The organism is Chitinophaga filiformis, from assembly GCF_021646545.1.
GTDB classification, from domain to species: Bacteria; Bacteroidota; Bacteroidia; order Chitinophagales; family Chitinophagaceae; genus Chitinophaga; species Chitinophaga filiformis_A.
Genome location: NZ_JAKIRP010000003.1, coordinates 237,369 through 260,976, shown reverse-complemented (window position 1 = coordinate 260,976; position 23,608 = coordinate 237,369). Strand labels below are relative to the sequence as shown.

The 23,608-nt window shown below is 46.6% G+C and carries 17 protein-coding genes; 8 read left to right on the top strand and 9 right to left on the bottom strand.

The genetic code is table 11. The features are described 5' to 3' along the window. Positions 1–10: 10 nt before the first annotated feature. The 6 genes from L3C95_RS10870 to tssD all read right to left on the bottom strand — a co-directional run bounded on the left by L3C95_RS10870 (position 11) and on the right by tssD (position 9,252). On the bottom strand, positions 11–4,138 hold the full coding sequence (locus tag L3C95_RS10870) for a DUF6531 domain-containing protein (protein ID WP_236386285.1): 4,128 nt from the start codon (positions 4,136–4,138) through the stop codon (positions 11–13). Between the two features lie 5 nt (positions 4,139–4,143). Then, on the bottom strand, positions 4,144–5,526 hold the full coding sequence (locus L3C95_RS10865; protein ID WP_236386287.1) for a hypothetical protein: 1,383 nt from the start codon (positions 5,524–5,526) through the stop codon (positions 4,144–4,146). 9 nt (positions 5,527–5,535) lie between these two features. Continuing rightward, the gene (locus L3C95_RS10860; protein ID WP_236386289.1) at positions 5,536–7,389 is read right to left on the bottom strand and encodes a type VI secretion system Vgr family protein; all 1,854 of its coding nucleotides are present in this window, start codon (positions 7,387–7,389) and stop codon (positions 5,536–5,538) included. Positions 7,390–7,462: 73 nt separating this feature from the next. Next, the gene (locus L3C95_RS10855; RefSeq protein WP_236386291.1) at positions 7,463–8,269 is read right to left on the bottom strand and encodes a hypothetical protein; all 807 of its coding nucleotides are present in this window, start codon (positions 8,267–8,269) and stop codon (positions 7,463–7,465) included. Positions 8,270–8,276: 7 nt separating this feature from the next. Next, on the bottom strand, positions 8,277–8,774 hold the full coding sequence (locus L3C95_RS10850) for a type VI secretion system amidase effector protein Tae4 (RefSeq protein ID WP_236386293.1): 498 nt from the start codon (positions 8,772–8,774) through the stop codon (positions 8,277–8,279). Between the two features lie 85 nt (positions 8,775–8,859). Further along, a complete protein-coding gene (tssD, locus tag L3C95_RS10845; protein WP_236386296.1) occupies positions 8,860–9,252 on the bottom strand; it encodes a type VI secretion system tube protein TssD in 393 nt (130 codons plus the stop codon). A gap of 1,101 nt (positions 9,253–10,353) precedes the next feature. Here tssD and L3C95_RS10840 point away from each other — a divergent pair. From L3C95_RS10840 to L3C95_RS10820, 5 genes are all read left to right on the top strand, one after another. Continuing rightward, positions 10,354–12,807, top strand: a complete 2,454-nt coding sequence (locus L3C95_RS10840) for an AAA family ATPase (RefSeq protein ID WP_236386298.1) — start codon at positions 10,354–10,356, stop codon at positions 12,805–12,807. A 53-nt stretch (positions 12,808–12,860) separates the two neighbouring features. Continuing rightward, a complete protein-coding gene (locus L3C95_RS10835) occupies positions 12,861–13,307 on the top strand; it encodes a hypothetical protein (RefSeq protein ID WP_236386300.1) in 447 nt (148 codons plus the stop codon). A gap of 23 nt (positions 13,308–13,330) precedes the next feature. Continuing rightward, positions 13,331–14,707, top strand: a complete 1,377-nt coding sequence (locus L3C95_RS10830) for a DUF5458 family protein (protein WP_236386302.1) — start codon at positions 13,331–13,333, stop codon at positions 14,705–14,707. A 90-nt stretch (positions 14,708–14,797) separates the two neighbouring features. Further along, positions 14,798–15,670, top strand: coding sequence for a hypothetical protein (locus L3C95_RS10825; protein ID WP_236386303.1), 873 nt, complete (start codon positions 14,798–14,800; stop codon positions 15,668–15,670). 12 nt (positions 15,671–15,682) lie between these two features. Continuing rightward, the gene (locus L3C95_RS10820) at positions 15,683–16,732 is read left to right on the top strand and encodes a transglycosylase SLT domain-containing protein (RefSeq protein ID WP_236386305.1); all 1,050 of its coding nucleotides are present in this window, start codon (positions 15,683–15,685) and stop codon (positions 16,730–16,732) included. Positions 16,733–16,925: 193 nt separating this feature from the next. Here the strand turns inward: L3C95_RS10820 and L3C95_RS10815 are convergent, their stop codons facing one another. From L3C95_RS10815 to L3C95_RS10805, 3 genes are read right to left on the bottom strand one after another with little or no spacing between them, the layout of a single operon-like run. Next, entirely contained in the window at positions 16,926–18,755 is a 1,830-nt protein-coding gene (locus tag L3C95_RS10815; RefSeq protein ID WP_236386307.1) for a hypothetical protein, read from the bottom strand. A 9-nt stretch (positions 18,756–18,764) separates the two neighbouring features. Beyond that, complete coding sequence (locus L3C95_RS10810; protein ID WP_236386309.1) at positions 18,765–19,196, bottom strand: GPW/gp25 family protein; 432 nt, start codon at positions 19,194–19,196, stop codon at positions 18,765–18,767. Positions 19,197–19,213: 17 nt separating this feature from the next. After that, entirely contained in the window at positions 19,214–20,284 is a 1,071-nt protein-coding gene (locus tag L3C95_RS10805; RefSeq protein ID WP_236386310.1) for a PKD domain-containing protein, read from the bottom strand. Between the two features lie 149 nt (positions 20,285–20,433). Between L3C95_RS10805 and L3C95_RS10800 the strand changes: the two genes are divergently transcribed. The 3 genes from L3C95_RS10800 (at position 20,434) to L3C95_RS10790 (ending at position 23,601) form a co-directional block, all read left to right on the top strand. Continuing rightward, complete coding sequence (locus L3C95_RS10800) at positions 20,434–21,387, top strand: type VI secretion system baseplate subunit TssG (protein ID WP_236386312.1); 954 nt, start codon at positions 20,434–20,436, stop codon at positions 21,385–21,387. 74 nt (positions 21,388–21,461) lie between these two features. Further along, positions 21,462–22,322 carry a TssN family type VI secretion system protein gene (locus L3C95_RS10795; RefSeq protein ID WP_236386314.1) on the top strand — a complete coding sequence of 287 codons (861 nt, stop codon included), beginning with the start codon at positions 21,462–21,464 and terminating at the stop codon, positions 22,320–22,322. A 103-nt stretch (positions 22,323–22,425) separates the two neighbouring features. Beyond that, positions 22,426–23,601, top strand: a complete 1,176-nt coding sequence (locus L3C95_RS10790) for a hypothetical protein (protein ID WP_236386316.1) — start codon at positions 22,426–22,428, stop codon at positions 23,599–23,601. The last annotated feature ends 7 nt before the right edge of the window (positions 23,602–23,608 follow it).

Genomic DNA, 23,608 nt, shown 5'->3' with positions numbered 1-23,608 from the left:
CTTGTTTTTATTAAGGACAAGGATGAGGCGCGTTGATATTTTGATGTTCCAACCCGGCCAGCGGGTATTTTACAGTAACAAGATGCTTGGTCTGGATCTTGTTCTTGGTCGTAATTTTAGTATACTTATATGTGATCGTCATTTTATTGTCTACTGCAAAGTTATGCATCGCAGGATTACAAAACTCACATGGCGCTATTCCTGGTACCGGGTAGCCTTTTCCTGAGGGTAGCCTTATGAATGATGGTTTCGATTCAATTTCCAATGTAGCACCATGCAATTTTTCCATATCGTCCTTAAATCGTTCCTGCAGCTGGCGTATCAGCTTTTGTTCAGCGTCTTCTAAACGGCCTTCTACTTTTTTTGCGCCACTGGATGCCCGTATGGTCTTTAATTGCTCCGGAGCCTGCCCTTTCAGCGTCAATACCGAATCTATTATGGTCAGACCAAGGACGTCTATCTGGGTGTTGGTATCCCTTACATAACTATAAAAAGTGGCATTGGTGCTGGCAAGTCGTATGGGGTCCTGGCTGATATAGACGCCTTCTTCCGGTAAATAATACCTGAACCGGTTGTAATATAACTCCGTCTCTATATCATGGTACTGACCCTGATACCGGAAAGGTATGAAAGTGAGGTCGCCATTCCGCTTGCGCGGTTTGCCATAGATATCCAGCTCGCAGGCCCATACCAGCGTACCTTCTGCATCATATGCCTGACAAGGGGTGCCCAGATGATCAGTAATGATAGAATAGGCTTTACCGTCAATGATCTTCGCTGACGGGGCTCCAGCTCCTTCGAACACCCAGGTGATGAGTGATGCTGGTGGTACTGGCTCAGGTGGCTGTACCACATTGCCCATTTCATCCACTTCTGTCACAGGTCTTTGACTGGCTTCATATGTCCACTCATGCAGGGGAGCATGCTCATCCCAGATCCAGCGGGTGATCTGTTGCTTGTATATTTTGGCGGTCCTCCTACCTAAAGCATCATATTCGAAACAAACGGCGGTATTGTCAGGACGGATCACCTTTTTCAACATGCCGTTGCCATACCATTCATACTGCCAGGTCTTCAGGTCAGCAGTGATCTTCCTGCTGAGATTACCTTCTTCATCATATTCGAACCTTCCCTGTGCAGATGCTTTTAATTGTCCGCCGGCATTGTATTTCCGATCGTTCCGCTGTTCTGTGCGGAACAGATTACCAAGTTTATCCGGCAGCCTGAAGTCATATTGACCGTTCTCATACTGTGCCCAGGAGAGATTGCCAAATTCATCATGCCCGAACTTAGTCACTCCTTCGTCCAGTGCATTCACGATCTGCCGCAATCTGTCATTCGGGTCCCAGCGGTAATGTAAATTACGGGTGATCTCATCACCATGCCGTACAGTATGTGCTGATGGCATTCCCCCACTATCATAAGTCCATTTACTTTGGATATTGCCGGGAAGATAACGTGCTACTTCCAATCCCAGGTGATTGCACATGATCTCTGTCACCCACGGTGCCTTTGTGCCTTCATGGCTGGCCCTGATGCCTGTTACGGCACCTATCTTGTTGTGCGTGATTTCTATCAGTGCTCCCAATGAACTTTTAATACTATCTCTGCGACCATGTTTGTTATAGTTGCTCGTTACAGTATGTCCGTTTTGCTGCTCTTCTATCACACGCCCCAGATTGTCTCTTTTAAAGGTGACAATATTAAATTCATTGACGGCTTCAATCAGCAACCCGTTGCGATCGTAGGTATAAGTTTCCCAGCTGCCGTCACTGTACTCGGCGCGTGTGATCTGGTGTCTGCTGTTATATTCAAAGACTGTTTGTCTGCCACCCGGGCGGTGCATGGTGATCAGATTGCCGGTAGCATCCATACTGTAGCGGCGTATAATACCATCAAAACTTCTATCCTCGATGATCTCTCCCCGTGCATTACGAATGAAACGGAAGCTGCTGCCATGTTCGTCAACAACTGTACTCAGCTGATCTTCTGTATCGTATACCAAATGCATCTTCACGCCATTTTCTTCCCGTAGTTTCAGCTTACCCAATGGTGTGTACTGGAACTTCACATCATTGTATTTATCCTTTGCCCGTATTACGTCGAGATAGGCGTTATATTGCAGTTGTACAACATTCCCATCCGGGACATGCACCTCTGTTGCCCGCCCTAATTTATCATAACGGAAGGTTTGTTTTTGCTGCTGAGGATTGGTGGCACTCAGGCATTGTCCCCAGTTGTCATATTCCCAGCTGGCAATGCCTCCATCGGGAAGTTTAAGTGCAGCAAGATTATAGTCGTCATCATAGCTGAAAATAGTCTCGCCTGCATGATATTCCGCTATACTGCCCAGCAGGTTTTTTTCATTATAGGAGAATAGTTGTAATGTGCCATTGGCGTCACTACGACTATGCAGCAGCCCATTCTCATAATAGACATAGGAAGTATTGTTGCCCTGTGCATCACTGGCCACCAATAAATTACCTGTTTCATCATAAGTGTAATTTAGCTGGCTTCCATCCGGGTATACCACTGATGTGCAGTTCCCCATTTCATCATAGACATAACCGGTCATGTTCCCATCTTCATCGATCTGCCTGTAGATCTCAAAATCCGGCGTGTATTCCGTGAAGGTGGAATATCCCAGCGGATCTTTGATCTGGTATACAACAAAGTCCGGTGTGTAATAATACGTAGTGGTTTGCCCCAGGGAATTGGTAACAAGGTTATATCCTTCTTTCGGATGATAAGCGATATAACCTTCCAGTAATCCGCCATCACCCCAGGTATGCACGCAGCGCCCCTGTTTATCATATTCCCAGTAAAAAGACTGGCCATTCCGATCCGTCTTTTTGATCATCAGGTGATCTCGATATGTCATTGATGTGGTTTGCTCCAGTGCATCAGTGATGCCGGTAAGATCTCCCTGATCGTTATAGGTATAACTGATCAGCGGTCTTTCCTCGCCACGGTGACGTGCTGTGACGCCGGTAATACGCCCTGCACTGTCACTGCTTATATGCAGGTGTCTGCCCACACTGTCTATGACACGCACGATCGCTCCACGGCTGTTATAGTGGAAGCTGATCATGAACTGCGCTTTATCATGAATAGTGGAGAGATGATACTGAGTAGCCCCGTTGTATGTTTTACGGAAGGTATAGAACAAGCCATTGTCATGGTTGTACAACTGGTATTCATCCATATCGGTCCGTTTCAGCGTCATTTTCTCATGCCGGTTATAGTCGCTGTCACCGCTGGCTGGCAAAGCCTCAAACACCGCAGTACGTCCGTCTCCCAGTAATACCACTACAGCGCCGTCACTGATAAACTCTTCGATGCGCATATCATAGCAAAGATGTGTACCATGACCCAGCGCGCCCTCAAATGAGCTGTCACTGTTCCATGATCGTTCCCACCTCAGCGGAATAGGACCGGGCAGCTCAAAGTCAAGACCATCATAGATCATGATACCCTGTACCAGGTCCACTGGCTCGAAGCCTTTTTTACAGAGTGTTTTACTCAGTTTATTACTGCCGATCTTGCCTTTCAGTGCATGATTGAATTTGGTTAAACCTTTCCTCCCCATCTTACCCAGGCCTTTCATCAATGCACCAAATCCGAAAGACATCACAAGGTTCAGCAATACACCGGCCCAGTCAGGCACATAGGGACCACCTACCATCACCGGCTTTCCAAATGACAGCGGAATAGAGAATGAGGTAGGCAGATACATACTGGGGATAGGTTTCAGCTTCTTGCCCGGTTGCAGCGAGAGCGGAATACCAATATCGTTACAGGTCATCAGCATATGACCTGTGGGGCTTAACAACCTGCCTTCGGCTTTCACGGTCTTACTGCCGAAGAAGTTGACAGAATCATGGCCTATCATGGGCGCCAGCAGCCAGGGACCTCCCATGGGGAAGTGAAAGAGGATGATGATGATACCGCTTGTATCGCTTACTCCTCTGGGTACGTGGTTAACCTTGGTGCTGGCGCCCATGAATGGAATATAATCCATGGGGTCCAGTACAAAACCAATGTAAGGATGGGGCAGGGGAATGGGGAATCCCAGCAGGATAACAATATGTATGTCGAGCCCTATAACGGGAATGAAATGTTTATTGCTGACCAGCATAAGCTTTATTTTAGAGGCTGAAGCGACTCGGGTTGTTCCATTTCAAGTGGAAGAATCATGGGTTCACGGTTCTTCCTGACCGTGTCTACGTCAGTTTTCCAGTCATGGCCAAATACTCTGCTCATTTTCTCATCTATCGCCTTTACAATATCATGTTTGCGATTGGCATGTACATAGTCGTAGTAGTCACGCAGCAGGTATATATAGATGGATGCACTGATCTCTTCGTCAGTTAAGTGTAGTCCAGCCTTATATCCTTTTTCCAGCACGTCATAGTACCTGCCGCTGTCCTTTCTTCTGCACAGCTCTGCAGCCTGGTACCAGGCATTCAGTGCCTGCTGGGAAAATTTATGTTGTTCGGCCAGTTCTGCCTGTTGGATGAACCAGTTGATGGCTTCCGTAAAGCGGCGGCGTATTTGCGCGTAAGCGCCATGATAGCCGTAGAATTGTACCAGCAGCGGAAGACATGCGGCGTCTCCCATCTGTGTGCCCTGCTTGGCAATGCGTTGTCCGCGTTCCAGCAGCTCAGGTATTTTTGGGTCTTTTTTGAAGTGAAATAACATCCCCGCGTACATGATGTGGGCGGTGGCAAACAATCCTTTATTGCCACTTCGCTGTGTAGCATCGAGTGCCTGCTGTCCCCAGCGGTGAAGACGCTTCACGTCCTTGTCTTTCAGGGCCGCACCCATTTCAAACACACATTTTCGCAGCATGATCTCCGGGTCATTGGGATTGCCGGTAGTAGCCAGTTTCTGTATAGCAGCATTCAGGTCCATCGGCACATGGATGCTGCAGATCATATCAGGGAACTGACGGTCATGAAAGGCAAAATGCTCTGCATTGATATGATCAATGACCAGCAGTTTCACACCGGCAGGAATACCTTTCTTCAGCAGGGTGGAGATCCAGTTCTTCATGTCTTTTGTACTGCTCACCTGGCGGGGTATCAGTGCAAGCACCAGCTGTTTGTTTTGCTGGGGCAGTGATTGCCGGAAGCTGCCCAGTAAGGACAACAGTACGTCGTCCATGGGCGTGCCATTACTGCGTTCCAGCAGTTGTTTAAAAGGGCGGGGATCCCAGAGAAAGAGCGATCGCTCATTCACCTGTTGCAGCAACGCGGTACTTTTTTCGTATGTATCCAGCCAGTCTTTGATCAGCGCTGCACTGAAGGTATCTTCATCTTCGAAGGAAGTGAACTGGGTAACAAACACTTCCGGCAGGCTGCCATGCTCTGATGATTCCAGTTTACAGAATCCTTCATAGACACGGGCTTCTTCCGGTTTGATGATAAACCGTACGAATCTGAGTGATGGTTTATTGGCAGTTTTCTCCATCCATTGTTTCTGGATGAGATTAACTAACTGTGCTATAGGATTATGCTCGTTCATAGGATGCATTTAACAGTTCAGATTGAGCATGCCACCTACTATATCGGTAGTTTTATTTCCATCTATCTTCACATTTCCTTTCGTGCTGTCGATCTTCACCACCTGTTCGCCGGTAGCATAAAAGTTCTTGGAATTGACATACAGGTTGGATTTGCTGGAAACAGTGTTCGCGTCTTCTGCAGCACATAAAATGGTCTTGGCGCCGGTTTCAATATTATTGGCAGCATTATCCACCAGTATGCTGGCATTCTGTTCACCAATGAATACTTTCTCTGAGCCTATAAGATGGATCTCTTTAGATTTGAGCTCTATCTTATTAGGCGCTTCCACCACAATATGGTCTTCTGTCTTCACTGTGATCAGCGTCTGGGAGCTCACTGTAATATTACCTGCTCCGTCCATGGCCATGCTACTGCCATTTTTGTCGGTCACCGTAATACTACCGGTAGCATCGTTCAGCAGAATAGTATTACCACTTCTGGTCTTCAATGCCTTCACGTCATTGCCGGCATTGCCATAGCTGCTTTTAGCACCGCCATTGTAGGTAGCGCCTATTACAAAGGGCTGTTCAGGATTACCACCTTCAAATTCTGTGATCACTTCCTCGCCAACTTCCGGCATGATGAACATACCTTTATCACCACCGCCTGAAGCAGATACAACACGTATCCATGGGGTTTGACCTTGTTGCATCCAGCGGAAGCGCACGCGGATACGGCCCAGTCCTTTGGGATCATTATTGTCGAGTACTACCGCCGATTGTGGTTCTGTATATGGAATGTTGGTCAGGTCAACATGAGGGGCAGCCGCATCAGCCGGGATGCCTTCAAACATATTATGGTAGCTGCCGTTGGCGCCACAGTAGTGGCGGATGTTAGTGATCATGAACTCGCCATGATGCTGCTCCTGCCCAAATGCAGATTCTTTAATGCTCACAGTATCGCCAATACGGAAAGATGGATTAGTGCTGCTGCCTTTGAGGGTTACCATCTTGGCCAGTTTACCCTTTTTCTGTAGGGTAGCCAGTCTATCCATCTGCGATTTGGCGCTGCTGTTAAACGCATAGTTCATTTTATACAGGCCCTCGCGGCTATACAGTTTACTACTGATATCGCTGGCATGTTGTGAGTAGGCATTCAGCTTACCTGTTTCTTTGGATTGCGTGGTATCTTCCACTACTTTATCCTGGCGGTAGTCATACCCGTTCAATTTGGCATTGTTAGGCAATACAGATAATGCAATATTGAAATCAAGCAGATCTACCTGGTGTGTCAGTGTCACCTTCTGCGGAGAGAATTTACCAAAGATCTGCTGTTGACCGTCATAAAAGAACCATTCGCCGTGACGTTCCGCCAGACGTGTAATAAAAGCCTGTGAGCTTTCATTATACTGCACCACATATTTCTGTGTTTCTTTTGTCTCGGGGTTGATCGCTGTTTTCAGCACATTGGGCGGATAACTCTTGACAGTAGCAGATATGATATCTGACAGGGATTTGTTCTCATAGGCGGCAATATGTGGATCATCATCCAGCAGGATGCTGGGACTGTGTCCGCGGATGATACAATGACCATGTGTGCCGTCACCCACCTTACCTGTTGTGATATTTGTGACCAGTCCTTTGAAGATGAGATCTTTTACACCTGGCAATTGTTCTGCGGGCGCCACGGTGATCTCCACTTCTTCACCCAGGAATTTGTTGGCAGCGCCAGACATGCCGCCTCCCAGTTTTTCGAACCAGTCATAGCTTACATATATTTCAAACTCGTGATGGTCATTAATGTATTGTCTCAATTCGATGGTGTTGAACGTCTCGAATTGTTGTCCGGCTATGGAAAATGAGGTCTTTGTATTCAGTGCCATTGGAAAAAAAGTTAGGAATTACTAATGGGGCGTGTAGCCTCTTCTGTGTTAAAAAGTTCCTGATTCCTGAAGCTTAATATTTTGTTTTTTCTTTCAGTACAAGTGGTTTATTCAATGTGCCTGTTGCCTGTTCGGGTTGCAGGGAGATATTTTCTCCCTTGAAGGCGACATTAAAACTGGAAATACCGGGATCTGCCTGGTTGTCGGATATTATCTGGAAGATATTGTTGGACGTAATACTCCATGATTTGTACCCGGGCAATCCCTCGATTGCACCGTTGGTATCTGTCTTTACATTGTCGTACAACAGGGTACCTTTGTCATCGTAGATGTCAAACTGCTTCCCCTTGAAGTAATAAGCCAGATAATTATTGGCGTGCATCCATAATGGCGCATTGCCGTCCTGTTTGGGTACGGGCGCCAGTTGGATGGAGTCCTTTTTGCCATCTTCGTAAATCAACCCTACCCAGAGATCTGTCCGGTCGTTATTATGGCTGATCAGGCTGAAATGTACGTTGTCATAAATAGCAGACTGACCACCGGTAAAAATGGGTTTATCCAGCAGCCATTCCTTGCGGGTGCCTGCATGTTTTGTACCTGTTACGGCGATCGGGAAATTTTCTGCACCATAAGTATACACACTGACCTGTTGCTGCCCGCTGGAGTTGGTGATGCGTAAAGCGCTCACAGGACTGAGGTATTTCGCAAAGTCTACCGTCTTCCAGAAAGTATCCTGCGGAGGATGTACTTTTCTGGCATCCAGGTAGGCTTTAGGCATCCACACAGCATCCTGCACGGCTACTTTGTTAGCTTGCGTCTGAGCGCAGGCGGTAGTGGCAGCGCATAACAGTGAGATACAAATGATGTGTAATATCTTCATACAGTCTTTAGTTTACTTCCCAGAACCAGATCTGTTTTACCCGGCTGTCATTGGTATAATCGCCCGTGGCTGTTCTGATCTGTGTATTGACATGATACAGGAGATCAATATGATCGCCTGTATTATTGTTGCCATAAAAATCTTTAAAGAAAATAATGCCATTCTTTGACCAATACTGATTGGTGATGAAGGCATTTTTTTGTGCGGCGTTGGCGCAATCCACCTGCAGAGGCTTACCAAAATTGCGCCAGATCCAGGTAGCCAGGCTTTCTGCACCGCGTGCATAGCCATGTTTACATTTCGGATCGGTATAATTGGCCAGGGAAATACCAGCTTTGATGAGGCAGTGCGACATACGGATGGCGCACTGGTTTTCGTAATGATAATAACCATTCCTGTCCTTTTCATCACAGGGCATAGCGTGTGCACTACCGGGAGGCGCCTCGGAATCGTGTGGATAACTGGACCATAATGTGCTGAAAGCAGGGAACTTTTTCAGGGCCATGGATACATGTTTTTAATAAAAATTACATGTTTACATTGATGCATACAGCGCAGGGAAACAATGCTGTGGGAGCGTGACAATTATATCACGACTGCGGCCAGGGATTCTGGTAAGTGGAACTTCCCAGCTGCACTTCCCTGGCAGACAGGACGAGTCTTATCTGCATCGGAACATCGCCGGCTGCCCTGAAATGTTCAGCATACTCTACACAATAGGCATCTGTAAATTTCAGTTCTTTCATTTTGGACATGGCGTCCCGACGGTAAAAGACAATACTCCCGCTCTTTGTCTGTGTATTGGAGATCATCCAGTCGAACAGGTTCGTATTTCCATCTGATTCTAGTAACACGGTCAGTGCTCCTCCCGTAGGACGGGCAGCTGGTTTTCCGTTGTGGTCTGTATGCTGAGCGAAAGAAAACTGGCAATCCAGCACATTGATTTCTTCACCATCTAAACGCAATACTGCTTTGAATGACATACCCTTGAGGTTTAGCTTGATAAATATGGTATTGTTAACAAATTTATTTATGACAGCAAATGAAGCATGTATATGGAAATTGGGGACAACGTGTATTCATTTTCAGTAGGTCCCGCTCGGATTAACTGCTTTGTCAGCGGCAGGTTTTTCCATAGTTACTAAACTCAAATGCCGGATTAACGAATATAACTACTCAATTAAAGATACATGGTCAGCACGAAAATAATTATTCTGAGACATATTGTAAATTATTTTATCAAAAATCAGGAATTAACAACGAAGTTATTGTCCTGTTCGCTGATTGGTAATCGCGAAATGCTCAAGTCCACCTATGCGTCGGGTATGCGTCGGGTATAAAGCGTACATAAGGGACATCCATTGGATAATGATAACAGTATATCCGTCACCGTCCTGATAAGCAGGTCCCTATGTATTATCGTTGGGAGAGCGGAAGTAGCAGCGGTTTCAGATGGGAATGGCGGGCCTTCGGCTCTCTGGGCTATGACTGACGCAGCTAAATCAGCGTTCCAAAGCCCATCCGATTGGCAAAGCTAAATAGCTCTCTGCTGCCAGAGAGGCGCCGACCGCCATCCCATACTGAAACCGGGCTACTTAGCGTGAATAATCGATCATACGTTACGATTCGCTTAATATCCGCTCAACATCCGGTGAAGGCTATAGCCTACAGGCTCTATACTATAGCATTACAGCCACTGTTCTATAGCCCGGGCTATACAAAATCAGGTGTAATGCAGGACTACAGTGCCTATAGGCTATAGTCATCACCGAATCTCTACTATATCTCAAGTAAGGGTAAGAGCGCTTTAAAAGAAAGTTGACACATATATGGTTTCTATCATCTGTTTACCTTTCTTTCTATATAATTATTCCCTGTTACAGCTGTATAAACAATGTATACACGATACTTACAAATGTTATAATATATTAATCCCTCTTTCCTGTGCGTAATAAATATTTCATATACATTTTCGCAGTATCTTTACTTCAATTAATAAAAACCCGATATTACATTTGAGTAACAGATCTATGTAATATTCTGTAACCCTTAAACAGTTAACTGAAAAACCTTGGACGACCCAAATGACCCTGACTACGTATACCATATATGCTCCGGAGGTGCAGGCTGCGATACGCATTGCACAGGCGCTGGCAAAAGAACATCACCACGTGAACTATACGCCCGCTCATCTGCTACTGGCATGTCTGCATAAAGAAACCGGCCTTGTTTCACAGCTACAGGCAATGGACGTTGATACTTACTATCTCGAGGAATGGGCAGAAGTGAGGCTGGACAGCATACCCAAAGCAGGTCGTTCACCGGAGGAGCCAGAGGCAGATGATTACGCTGCAAATGTGTTGCAGGAAGCAGATGCTGTAAGGCTTGAATATGACCTTGATAGTGCGGATGCCTGGTGCGTGTTGGTAGCGCTTAGTACGCCGGGTGTAGGGTTTTCATTTGAACAGCTAAAGACGTTCCCGTTGCAGAGAGCACAACTGCTCACTCACTTTAATAAGAAAGATAATAATAGCACTGCACCTAAAACAACGGTTGTTACGGGTAAAGCAACTGCTTATAAATATATCTATCGTCTTACAGATCCGCAGCGTTTGCAGGCAAAACATGCGCTCGCCGGACGAGACGCAGAAGTGCGCTCCATGTTTGAAATACTGACCCGTAAAGGTCGTTCCAGCATTCTCGTGACAGGTGAAGGAGGGGTAGGTAAAACGGCACTGGCTGATGCAGTCGCCCGCGCTATTGTCAATAAACAGGCGCCGCAGCAATTACAGCAGACGGATATTTATGCACTGGATTATGGTGCCTTTATAGCAGGGGCAGCCTATAAGAATGAACTGGAGGATCGCCTGCAACAGATCATTGCACAGCTGCAGGGTGCCGGAAGGCATGTGTTATTCATCGATAATCTGCATACCCTGCTGGACAAACAGCCGGGTTCCGCCGGCGGTATCGGTAATGTATTGAAGGCTGCTATGAACAAAGGCGATATTATACTTATTGCCACCAGCACACCGGAAGGTTACCGTAAGCTGATAGAGCCGGATGGACTGTTGCGCCACTGCTTTGAGATCATACAATTATCTGAGCCGGACGAGTCAACGGCTGCACGTATGATACAGGCCGTCATGCCGGAATATGAAAGTTATTATACATTAAAGGTGGCCCCAGATGTGATCACGGAAGCGATTAAACTGTCGCGCCGTTATCTCAAGGAACGTAGTTTACCCGACAGTGCTGTTAACCTGTTAGACCGTACGCTGGCCGCCATACGTACCACGCAGGATACCGGTCTTCAAACGCTGGAAGACCTGAAGGAGAAACTTGAGGCAGCGGGTGATAATAAAGAAGAGTTACTGTGGTGGTATCAGCAATGTATGCAACGTTTCAGCGCATTACTCACCACGCGGTTACAGATAGAACATGATGTATATAAGATCGATGAGGTACCTGCATTAAAGGCCACATTGAACAATATCGTCTCGCAACTTGAGCCATTGGTGCAGAAGGAACATACAGCGGTTACCGCTACCGACCTGGCGACTATGATCGCTGAAAGCACGGGTATCCCGCTGGGTAAGATCCAGTCGGGAGAACGGGAACGCCTGGTGAATATGGACCTCGAACTGCGGAAACGGGTAGTAGGGCAGGACCATGCATTGAAAACAGTGGCAGATGCCATTCTGGAATCGCGCTCCGGTCTCAGCAGGCCTGGTCAGCCGATAGGGTCCTTCTTTTTCCTTGGCCCTACCGGTACCGGGAAAACGGAGCTGGCGAAATCTTTGGCAGACTTCTTGTTCCAGGATGAGCGGTGCATGATCAGGTTTGACATGTCCGAATTTAAAGAAGAACATTCGGCGGCATTACTATATGGCGCTCCGCCGGGATATGTTGGATATGAAGAGGGGGGATTGCTGGTAAACAAGATCCGTCAGCAGCCCTATGCCGTAGTCCTGTTTGATGAAATAGAAAAAGCGCATCCATCAGTATTTGATATTTTCCTGCAGATAATGGATGAAGGCAAATTGCACGACCGCCTGGGTAAGACCGGCGATTTTTCAAATGCCCTGGTCCTGTTCACCTCCAATATCGGAAGCGATGTTATCGCCCAGTCGTTCAGACAGGGAGTAATACCAGCTTCTCAGCAATTGATGGAGATCATGTCACGGAATTTCAGACCCGAATTCCTTGGCAGGTTGACAGAGATCGTACCATTCGGCCCGATTCAGCAGGAGAACGTTGTAAAAATATTTGATATTCACCTTAAACATCTGCTGCAGTTACTCGCGCAGCAACAGATCACACTGGAAGTATCTGTTGCAGCAAGAGAACAACTGGCGGCAGAAGGATATTCGCCACAGTATGGCGCGCGTCCACTAAAAGAAGTGATCCGTAGCAGGTTACGCAAGCCCTTGTCACGTATGATAATAGAAGGTAGCCTGCAACCCCACATGACTGTTAAGCTGGATATAGACGCTCAGGGTACGCTGCAATGGCATACCAGCGCTCAGGAAGTTTAGACAGGATCAGAAGAAGGACCATAGAACATTTATTGTTGTAAAAACCAATTGATATGAATGACAATTACGGTATTGGCGGTAACGAGGTGAAACTCGACGCCAATGAGGCCATTGTTGAGATCTCTCATAACCGGACCCTGTTTGCTGAAAAGTTAACCCAGCAAACACCTGTTAAACCGGAAATCGTGCAGGGATTAACTAATGTAGAAGCGGTATTCGAGCATTACAAGCCTGCTGTGAATATGCTGTTCCATGACGCGGAAGGCCGTACGATCCCTGAAAATCTGGAGTTCCACAACCTGGGCGACTTCGGTGTGAAGGGTATTACTGCCCAGAGTGATTTCCTGGATAATCTCGCTACTGAAAAGGAACAGTACCTCAAAATCATGAAACATCTGAAGACAAACAAAGTGTTGAAGGCAGCTTTGGCTGATCCGGCTGCGAGACAGGCATTACTGGAAACTATCCGGGCTCTGGTAGCAGACTTGAAAACAAAATAATTGACAACTGACAACTTGTTCTTATGGCAGAATTAGAAAAACAGCAGGAGCAGCAGGAAGTGCCACAAACAGCAGCGGCCAGGCAGCAACCCGCATCCCTGCAGGAAAATTTAGATATACTCACCAAATACGGTGGCTTTGACCTGCTGGAAGGCACCATTGAAGGTGTGCAGAACCTCAGCCCCGAGCGTAAGGCACGCCGTAATATCTTCTTAACAGAAAGCTCCAAAAAAGGAGAAAGAGATAAACTGAAGAAAACCCTTGAGCTCTGGGAGAAAGTACTGACCGAAGCAGATGACCTGCCCGATATGGTCAGCTACTGTACCGAACACTCGGAACAGGCGGAAAGGATACTGAACAACAACCTGGCTGAAGCGGTTGAGGCAACCCGTGAACTCGAACAATCTTACCGCAACGTTGCCTTGTTCTTCAAGAATACGGAATCGGACAAAGTGAAAAACGTTGCCTTCATCAACGTAGAACTCGACCAGTTAAAAGACCTGGACAATACCCGCTTTATTGACGCCATTCACCAGGAACTGGTAAGCAATTACGATCGTCTCGATCTACGCGATAACTACAGCCTGCTGGTAATTCCAGGATATCTCGGTTCAAATAAGGTGCTGGAGAAATGGGCAAAGATCGCTTATGAAAATAAGGTGATGCTGGTGACGGACTTCTCTCATCTTGATGCACCTGATGATGTGATGGAGATGTTTGAAATTGCGAACCTGACTGGTGGTGAAATACATCGCTCGAACGTCATGATGACCTGTAACTGGCTGGTAGGCCGTGGTAAGTTTGATGAGATCAATGAACAGGATAACCTCTATGTTCCTCCGTCCGGCGCACTGGCTGGTAAGGTTTACAGAACCCTGATGTCGCAGGTAACCGCTGGTAAGAAATTTGGCGGGATGAACGAAGTGGATGGTGTAAGGTTTGAACTGAAGAAGAGTGAAATAGCCAGCCTGGAAAAAATGGGACTGATACCCATGGTAAAGGAATACGGCAAGGTAATGGCCTTCAGTGCCAAGACATTGTTCAATGGTGACAATATTGGTTTGCAGACCTACTCAGTAGTGCGTGTATTTGACTATGTGACCAAAGTACTGATGGACTTCCTGAACCGCCGGGCTTTCGAGAACTTCAATGCGAATACCCGTAAAGACCTGATGAAACAGATCATTCGTTTCCTCGACAGCATTACCGGACCTGAAAAACTGATCGAAGACTTTAACGTCCGTAAGTTTGAGCAGGACCCTATTCAGAAAGATCGTATTCACCTCAATATACATCTGAAACCATACTTCCCTGCCAAGAACTTCATGATCAAAATGGAAGGTCATAAAGGGGAAGATGCAACAGAATGGGACACTGAATATGAACAGGATAAATCCTGATATGAAAATAGTGAAGCTGAATGGCAATAGGGTCTTCAGCTTCACTGTTTCTCATTATTTTGAAAATTAAAGAAAGGAAAAGAATATCAGATGAAGTATGTCTTAACAGGCGTCTTCTGTTTTTTGTTGTCATGGTGCAATGCGCTCGGACAATCACAGACAGATAGCATTATTACAACTAAAGGCGCTGTCACCCTTATTACCTGTGGATCAGCAATCACTACATTCCAGATAGGAGATGGTAAGAATTCAGATTATGATTATCGCATAGTAGATGGTAACGTAGTATTCATACGGCCAACAGTAGCCAATCCTAGGGCTACCAACCTGGTGATCAGGGAAGGAAATAATATCCATTACCTGATACTGGCATTCCGTGATAAAGCAGAATTATCACGTTTGAAATACAATCTTTCTGCAAGCGGTTCAAGCAGTGCAGGTAGCAGCAATACCAGTGCAGGAAGTAACACCACTTCCCCGCAAGATGAAGATAATGCAACGGAGAATGAAGATGCAGCGATTGCGGCATCAGGTATTGATACAGTAACGGTTGGCAATATTGCAGAAGATTTCCGTAAACAAAAAAGGGGTGGCCGCCAGTATGAGACGACCGCAGATGGTATCACATTGAGCTTTTCACAGGCAATGAGCCTTAACAACCTGGTATATTACAGCTTTCATATCAGGAACCGTTCAGGGAAAGCCTATGTGATCAGAAAAGTAACGCTGATGCACAAGACGAAGGCAGATACAGCCAGCTTGTTCACCATGCCGGTGCTTTACAGAAAAGGGACTTCTTCTATTGCCGGTAAAGCGGACGAAAATATAGTGTTTGTCGCGGCTGCACGCGATTTCAAAAAAGATGATGAGATCATTCTGGTAATGTACAACAAGGCCAGTGAAAACCAGGTAGTATTGTATACACCTGTGAGTGCTCTGCCAAAATATATGATCAGCAAATAGTAATCTATTCACGTGCGTACCATTATTCACATATTGTTTGTTGGCTGTCTTTGCCTGGTTGCATTGACAGGCACCGCACAGGTAACTTTCTGCGGGGAGATGGTGCCTATGGAACGCGACTTTGTTTCCTACAAACTAATGGATGTCATCAAAGGGCATCTGAAGTACCGCAACTTTTTGCCGGTACTGAAAGCAAAGACCGATATTTACTTTCCGGTCATTATCCCCATTTTACATCAGTACAATATACCTGAAGATTTTAAATACCTGCCTGTCGTTGAAAGCGGTTTTACCAACGCCACCTCCGCGGTGGGGGCACAGGGTGTGTGGCAATTCATGCCGGCTACAGCAGCAGCGATGGGACTGGAGGTGCGATATGACAATGACGAACGCAATCACCTGTTAAAATCTACACACGCTGCCTGTCGTTATCTGCAGCAACTCTATGGTCAGCTGCATTCCTGGACCCTGGCGGCTGCCGCCTATAACGCGGGCGCAGGCAACATATCCCGTAATATCAAAAGACAGGGGAGTAGTGATTATTATCAGCTGGTGCTGAACAATGAAACTGCGCAATACATCTACAAGATCATTGCTATTAAGCAATTGTTCGAAAGTCCGGAGTTGTATATTCCGGGCTTCGGATATAATGTGTTCAACAAAGAGAATGCGAATGTCTCAGTATTTTCCAAACCCTCATCAGGAATAGTACAGCCGGGACAAACGAATAAAGATTTTAAATCGATCCGTATAACTGTGGATGTCAAATCCAGGGGCAGGAATCCGGTGGTAGCCGCTGTTTTTGCTGCCCGGCTGCAACAGAATAATACCTTCGAAGACGGACAGCTGGTAAGTATTCTTTTATTGGATGATCTGCAGGCGAATGGTGTGTATATCAGGAAGAATACCAAGCTGTCGGGGAGGGGCTGGATTGTGAGCGATCGTGTTTATGTAGATCTTGGTTTTGGAAATACCATTACGTTGTGTGATGCAGGCGGGCGTAAAGGCGTGCCGGCGGGATCGTTGAAGTCAGGGGAGGATGTGCGGTTAATGAAGATGTGATGCTTTTGTTTAATAATTGGTTTTTGTTGCTGAATCCCTATATGTTTGCGGCGCCAAATATTGCGCCGGGGAATAAATGTTGCTAAGAAAAGAGTGCAGCCATTTTGATCAGTGGTTGAGAACACTTGAAAATTTAAAATAACCACACCTCTTTCCTTATTAAAAATCAGGTAAAGGTATTCATCACATTACCTTACATCAACATCTCATTTATAAATATCCTGTAAGGATAATTATTAGCCGAATGCTCTTTTAGCTGTGACAGCAACTCATCTTTCAGATAAACGAGATTTCCCGCGGCATAAGTGTTCGCAGGCCTGGAAAGCGTTAACCGGATATCTAAAGTACGGCTGTAACCTTCTGCTGCTCCCGGTAGTACCGATACACCTTTGGAAACAGCTACCTCGCGCAGCTCATTGCCGATCACATAACGGCACAGTGCTTTAATATCTTCAGGTGTAACAATACGGTTGCGGCTTAGCAGATGATAACGGTAAAGATTGATCTTCTCATCTATACTCAGACGGTCTTTACCACCCTGTGTGTTGGACAGCAGGGTAATGGATCCCGGCTGTAACTGTACGCTACCGTACTCCTGCAGACGGGTGCCCATACGTATGTTGTTGGCAATACTACCATTGGTAGTATAAAATTCAATAAAGAGGAAGTCCGCATCTTCCCGGGGCTTGATCATCAGATAAGGGATGTTGCCGCGGTTGATGCCTGGTTGTAACTGTTCTTCAAGAGAAGCAATCAACTGATGTAGTTCACGTATACGGCTGGCAACATAGTCATTCCGTACTTCTTCGAAGAGAGAGCTTTCATCCCTGATCACTTCAATGAGGTAGGCAATGATCTCTTTTGCCTCACGGGAGTCAAATCTGCCGATACCACTGCTACGCACCACCAGCTCACCTTCCTGCATTTCACCGGTAGTGGTGAAGTTACGGACGTGGTAATCAGTACCTGTTACATCATGCACCCGTTTTATGTCGAAGTAAATATCTGATGTATGCAATGGCATGATATTGAGGTAGCGGTTCAGGCGTTGCGACTGCTCATTGATGCGTTTGTTGACAACCGGAAAGCAGTTGATATTGCAGAACAGATCTTCCAGTAAAGTGTGCCGGATGGCTTCGGGGAATTCAACCCTGATCCACTGAATATCCGGTTGCAGCTTCGTGAGTCCCTGCCCGAATACCTGTTGCAGGGCAGCAGGTGTGGCAGGCTGGGAGGGAAGTGAAGCCGGTTTGCTGATGGTGAGGAAATGATGCCGGAAACGTTGTAGTATCTGCTGGCTGTATCGTGTATTCGTATCGAATGCCGGTTGCATAATACTGTCAAGCTCTTCGGATGCTACATCACGGCTGTGACTGTAACCGCTTTTTACCGTGAGTTCTGTATTACCGAGGAAGAAACGGGCAAGTGGCAGGTAGTAGTAAAACATCTCCTGCTGATGGGCATTCCTGAGATCGAAGAAGAAAGACAGCTCTTCAAGGGAGGGATTGCCTTCCATGGAAAGCCCCAGCCATAAATGACTGGGAGGTGTATCGGGCTGCAGGGAGCCCTGTAATACCTGTTCTTTGAACCAGTGTTCCCGGGTCTCATACAGTTTATTGCCGATAGCCAGGTATTTGATATGTCCGCGGAACAGGCGGTGCCTGGTCAGGGGCATAAAGAAGAGATCTTTTGAATTGAAGCCGTTCCTCAAAGTGTAGAAAAGTTGATGCTCGGCCGTAATAACGGTAGCTGCTTCACTGCTGGAAGCATGCAATATGCCATGGGCCGGCTGACTGCTCGTAATGGGTTCCGGCATCATGATCTGCGCCAGTCTTTCCACCAGGCGGGCATGTGACACATCTACCTCGCCCGAGATCTTTTCCAGTTCGCTGGCGCAGGCTTCCAGTAATAACTGCACGATGGGGTCGAAAGAAGATTCTACCTCCGCATCGGGATAGCCCCAAAGCCTGGCGGCTGTCTTCAGCATGCGGTCTTTTATCCGTTCTTTTTGTTCTTTGGGCATGACATGGCTTTAATCGTAAGACAGCGGGCTCACATAGAAGAAGCTGCTGTAGTGGAATGGTGTTTTATTTCGGGACAGTGTACCGGTGATCGTCACTTTGATCTTCTTCTTGACCTTGCGGGTACTGAGGCCGGTCAGCTCTTCCTGGCTGACCACGGCCATTACTCTGATCTGTGTTAGCCGTTGTTCGTACCGCGAGATGGAGGCTTTTACCGCCATTTCTACCTGTTCTTTCACTTCGTTGTTGGACGCCCGGATATCAAAATCCGAATCCCACAACTTACAACCGTATTGCGGATCGTCTTTATTCTCTCCCAGTACGGTAGTAATAAGCAGGTGTATATGCTGGGCCACTGAGTCTTCGAGACTACAGTCCGGAAGGTCCTTCTTTTGCAGGATGCGGGAGAAGTCCAGTGGCAGTTTATAATACTGACTTTTCATACAGATAATGTAACTGATCAGAATATACCAAGGAATTTTTTGTCGTATCTCACACGGATCTCCTTTACACAACCGTTCTGATCTTTGATCAGGTTCACGAGTTCTATTTTGAACCGTTTTTTACCACGGATCCTGGAGCAGAAATGCGAAAATGTATCAGTCTCTTTATCATTGAGTAACACGCGTGCCCCGAGATTATCGCAGAGGTATTGTGAGAAGTCGGAGGCATTTTTCTGCTTGTCGACCACCTGTGTCAGGAAGAACTTAAATTCATCATCCGAAATAGCGGGTGTTTTAGGCTTTTCTGGCACCGCAGCAGCTCCGGCTGATGGATCGGCAGGTTTCGGCTCTTCAGGGAAAGGAATGGGCTCAAAATGGTCATTTGAAGGGCGTTGGGCAGGAGCAGGGAATACAGTGATACGTTTTGTCACCATTTTACTGCTGTCGCCGTTCACGATCAATGACAGGATACGTTCTCCCGGAGAGCCAAAGGTATACTTAACCGTATTGCCTGAATGGGTTTCAGCGTTGGGTTGTAGCAACTGCCATGACCAGCTGGTGGCATTAGGCAGATGGTTGGAGTAGGTTACAGCCCTTCCTACAAACACTTCATCCGGACCTTCTATGACAGGGTAGATATCACCTCTGGTGTCGGGCTCTTTCTCGGGTGGGGCATTCAGGACAATCACTTCCTGCCGCCAGTCACATTTGCCGCGGCGTAAGGTAACTGTATAGCTGCCTGCTTTGCTGAAGGCATGATACACCTGTAAGCCGGGTGCAGCAGCGGTAGAATCACCGAAATCCCAGCTCAGTCCATCATTGCTGCTGCCTTTCAGGTCTGCCCTGAACGTGATCACCTCACCGGCTGTAAATGAATTGGTTTTACCGGCATGCTGCTGACTGGCCAATACAATGGCAGCCTCACTACAGGTCTCCCGGTTAGACGCCTGGAATGCCAGCAAAACTATGCTGATAGCCAATAATGACAGGAATGTATACAACACCATCGGGTCAATATGGCTTGTAATCTTGCTGAAGGGCCTGTACGAATTCACCTTTCGCTCATTTTGGGTCTTGCGCGGGGTCATGGGTTTTTCAATTTCTGCAATTTTAAATATTTTTTTAGATAAATGACTAAACAACCTACATTCGTAGTTGAAATTTTAATAATTGTTGTGTTGGTTGAAAGCCTGAAAATACGACCCTGATTAATCGAAAAACCTAAATTAACCCGTTGATGGTAAATAATGCCCAAAAAGCCGCAGTGCTCGAAGAAGTCATCGATCATATCCACCGTCTGCATTATGACGTGCGCGCCGAAGTAGTGGTAGGCGAGCTGCTGGATAATCATGTACAGGAAGCAGAGGTGGCGGTACAGATGAAGAACGTTTTTACAAGAGCTTTTAATAAAGATATTTTAGATGCACAATTGGATGACTCACAACCGTATCATCCATTTATAACTTTAACACTCTCCCGCGACGGACTGTACGACCGCTTACCTGAGGGAATGTTTCATACCTTCTCGCCACAGAAACAACAGGAGGTAAGTGAAATGGTAGCAAACTATAAGAAGCATCAGCAGGAGGAACAGGAAGCCCGTAAGTTCTTCCGGCCGCTGGAGCATGAGTTCTTTCTGCAGCGGGTATTTCTTGAACAGCGGGAAAAACACCTGTTGTTTGATGCTTTCGGGAAAGATGCTGATGCGCTGTTCCTGTCTTTCTGGGGTATTCCGCAGGGACTTCCCAAAGGACCGGTTAATAAACTTATCAGGTTATTGCCGTATATTCATCGTATAGCAGGTAATCTGCCTTTGGTGCAATTATATTTACAGGCTATATTAGATGAACCAGTGGAGATCTCCCGTGAAAATGGACCCGTAGCCGTATCCACCGGCAATCAGACTGGCCTGGGAGAATGCAGGCTGGGAGTAGATACAATGACTGGCAACCTGTTTTACACCGATATGCCGCGGGTACTTGTAAAAGTAGGTCCCCTGCAACATCACCGGGTATACGATTTCCTTTCCTGGCAACCTTATGGTAAATTGCTGGAGACTTGTCTGGGCTTCCTGATGCCTGCAGATGTGGAAGTGGAAACCTTACTGGAACCCCATCCGGATGAAAAACAAGTAGTTGTGGCCGATAGCAGATTTAAAGAGGGAATTATGGGCTATAATTTTTTCCTGTAGCCTTAAATGGAACTATTTTTGCATGTAATGTTGGCTCTGTAAACTGTTTTAACCCTTTTCCCAATTGGAAAACTATGATACTTAAAGCGAAAATTTATCTTGTTTTAGCCGCGATACTAGCGATCGGATCTCTGATAGTTGGATTGCTGAGCCGTTATATTAAAAACTTTACCCTATATAAGAAAAAGGCATTGTGGTATCTGTTTTTGCTCACGCTCGTATTTGCAGTTATCAGCTCCATTCCGTTCCTGTTCACACATCAGAATCTGGTCAGCCAATATCTCTTCTATCAGGTATGGTTCCTCGGTCTTGGCATTGCCCATTGCCATATTATGTATACACGGTTCTGGGCAAATGAGCGTACACTTGGCTCTGAACTATCCTTCATCCTGGCCATCTGTCTGTTTGGCGGTGTAGGCTTTATGCTGGTACAGTTCCTTTTCACCAAAGGAGATTTCCTGTATTATCCGATGCTGACCTGTTTCCTCGCATTCGCGCTACCAACGTTCGTGTACAAGACCTTTGAAAAGATGATGGCCATACCAGCCAAAGTACATAAGTGGTGGCAGTACCCAGCTTATCATGAGCAGCCGGAAGTGAATGAAGACGATATGAGAGACCTCATCGTAATCGGGTTTGAACTGGAGAAGAACAGCAAAGACAATGACCGTACTTATTTCAGGGCACGTACGCCTATTAAGATGGACCTGGGTGACTTGTTCTATCATTTCGTAAATGACTACAACGACCGCTATCCGAATACACCGATAGATGTGATGGACCAGAACGGACAACCCTATGGATGGGTATTCCATCTGAAATCAAGATGGCTGGGAATAGCCCGGACGCTGGATCCTGAAAAGCCGGTGTTCATGAATGGCATGCAGGAAAATAGTGTGATCATTTGTAACAGGGTTGTGTTGAACAATAATTGAATGGTCAATAGTAGAATGATCAATAGTAGAAGTTGACCTGCACAATTGATCCCTTATATTATGTATGTAAACAATCATTTCTTATTACGTAAACAATCATCCCATGGCAGAGCCGCTCAAACATTTTCCCGTTAACTGGGTGGATGGAATGAAAATAAAGAAGCAGCATTTCGTAGAGACAGAAAATGCGATGCTTGATCAGATCCGGGATGCTATTTCCAGCGGTTTGCATCCGCAGAACTATGGACTGCTGCCGGCTAAAGCAGAAAACAAGGAATCCCTCCGTTGCTGGTTTGTAACAGACAATCAGCATCAGTGGCGTGTCAAACTGACCGAGTGCCGTGCCGTTACGCCGGGTGGCGCACGTATAGAGATCCCTGAGCATACGGTACATTCATTGAAATATGCAACGACGTTCCCGGAAGCAACTTTCAGCTGGGACCCGCAACATACTGAGGGGGCTTACTATATCATGATCCAGGTGAATCCCTTTGAGCGTCAGCCGAGCGGAGAACCGCTGTTGCATGAAGATCCGCCCCGCCTTCCCTATGCAACACCGGAATACCAGTTGTTCGTGCAGCCGGTATCGCAGTTGCCACAGGGACAGCTGGGCAGCTATCAGATGGTGCTTGGCCGTATCTCCGTTACAGATGGAAGACCTCAACTGGACGACGATTATATACCGCCTACCAGCATTGTAGCCGCTCATCCCGCATTGGCAGACCTGCATCAGGAGCTGGACCAGTTCCTCGGCCACCTGGAGCTGCACGGTGTACAGATCGTGCAGAAAATCTATGGCAGAAATCAGAACAATGATCTGGCACAGGTGGTGCTGTATATCACAGAAAGGCTTGTACAATATCTGGGCACACGTATTTCGCAGTTCCGCTGGTTAGGTATGTATCAGTCGCCCGCAGCGATGCTGGAGGTGGTAGCCGGCCTGGCACGCACTATTAAAAATGCAGTTGACCTGCGTGCAGGCACAGGCAAGGAAGAGTTGCTGAACTATTTCTCAGAATGGTGTGAACTGCGGCAGGGAGAGCTGGAAGCACTCATGGTAAATTGCGCTAACATCCGCTATAAACATATAGACGTCAGGGAATGCCTGCAACCTATGATCCCCTTTGTACGTGCAGTCAACAAGCTGTTTGAGAGCCTGAGCAGACTGGATTACATCGGACGTAAAACAGACAGTGGCATTTTTGTGAAAGAGGAGTCGGCCGAAGATGCAGAATACCTGCGTAAGCACAAAACCAAAAGATGGTTCTTCACAGATTAATTTATTC

Coding starts and splice junctions, on each gene's coding strand:
- L3C95_RS10870 (WP_236386285.1), bottom strand. CDS start 4,138: ATGCTGGTCAGCAATAAACATTTCATTCCCGTTATAGGGCTCGACATA.
- L3C95_RS10865 (WP_236386287.1), bottom strand. CDS start 5,526: ATGAACGAGCATAATCCTATAGCACAGTTAGTTAATCTCATCCAGAAA.
- L3C95_RS10860 (WP_236386289.1), bottom strand. CDS start 7,389: ATGGCACTGAATACAAAGACCTCATTTTCCATAGCCGGACAACAATTC.
- L3C95_RS10855 (WP_236386291.1), bottom strand. CDS start 8,269: ATGAAGATATTACACATCATTTGTATCTCACTGTTATGCGCTGCCACT.
- L3C95_RS10850 (WP_236386293.1), bottom strand. CDS start 8,774: ATGGCCCTGAAAAAGTTCCCTGCTTTCAGCACATTATGGTCCAGTTAT.
- tssD (WP_236386296.1), bottom strand. CDS start 9,252: ATGTCATTCAAAGCAGTATTGCGTTTAGATGGTGAAGAAATCAATGTG.
- L3C95_RS10840 (WP_236386298.1), top strand. CDS start 10,354: ATGACCCTGACTACGTATACCATATATGCTCCGGAGGTGCAGGCTGCG.
- L3C95_RS10835 (WP_236386300.1), top strand. CDS start 12,861: ATGAATGACAATTACGGTATTGGCGGTAACGAGGTGAAACTCGACGCC.
- L3C95_RS10830 (WP_236386302.1), top strand. CDS start 13,331: ATGGCAGAATTAGAAAAACAGCAGGAGCAGCAGGAAGTGCCACAAACA.
- L3C95_RS10825 (WP_236386303.1), top strand. CDS start 14,798: ATGAAGTATGTCTTAACAGGCGTCTTCTGTTTTTTGTTGTCATGGTGC.
- L3C95_RS10815 (WP_236386307.1), bottom strand. CDS start 18,755: ATGCCCAAAGAACAAAAAGAACGGATAAAAGACCGCATGCTGAAGACA.
- L3C95_RS10810 (WP_236386309.1), bottom strand. CDS start 19,196: ATGAAAAGTCAGTATTATAAACTGCCACTGGACTTCTCCCGCATCCTG.
- L3C95_RS10805 (WP_236386310.1), bottom strand. CDS start 20,284: ATGACCCCGCGCAAGACCCAAAATGAGCGAAAGGTGAATTCGTACAGG.
- L3C95_RS10800 (WP_236386312.1), top strand. CDS start 20,434: ATGGTAAATAATGCCCAAAAAGCCGCAGTGCTCGAAGAAGTCATCGAT.
- L3C95_RS10795 (WP_236386314.1), top strand. CDS start 21,462: ATGATACTTAAAGCGAAAATTTATCTTGTTTTAGCCGCGATACTAGCG.
- L3C95_RS10790 (WP_236386316.1), top strand. CDS start 22,426: ATGGCAGAGCCGCTCAAACATTTTCCCGTTAACTGGGTGGATGGAATG.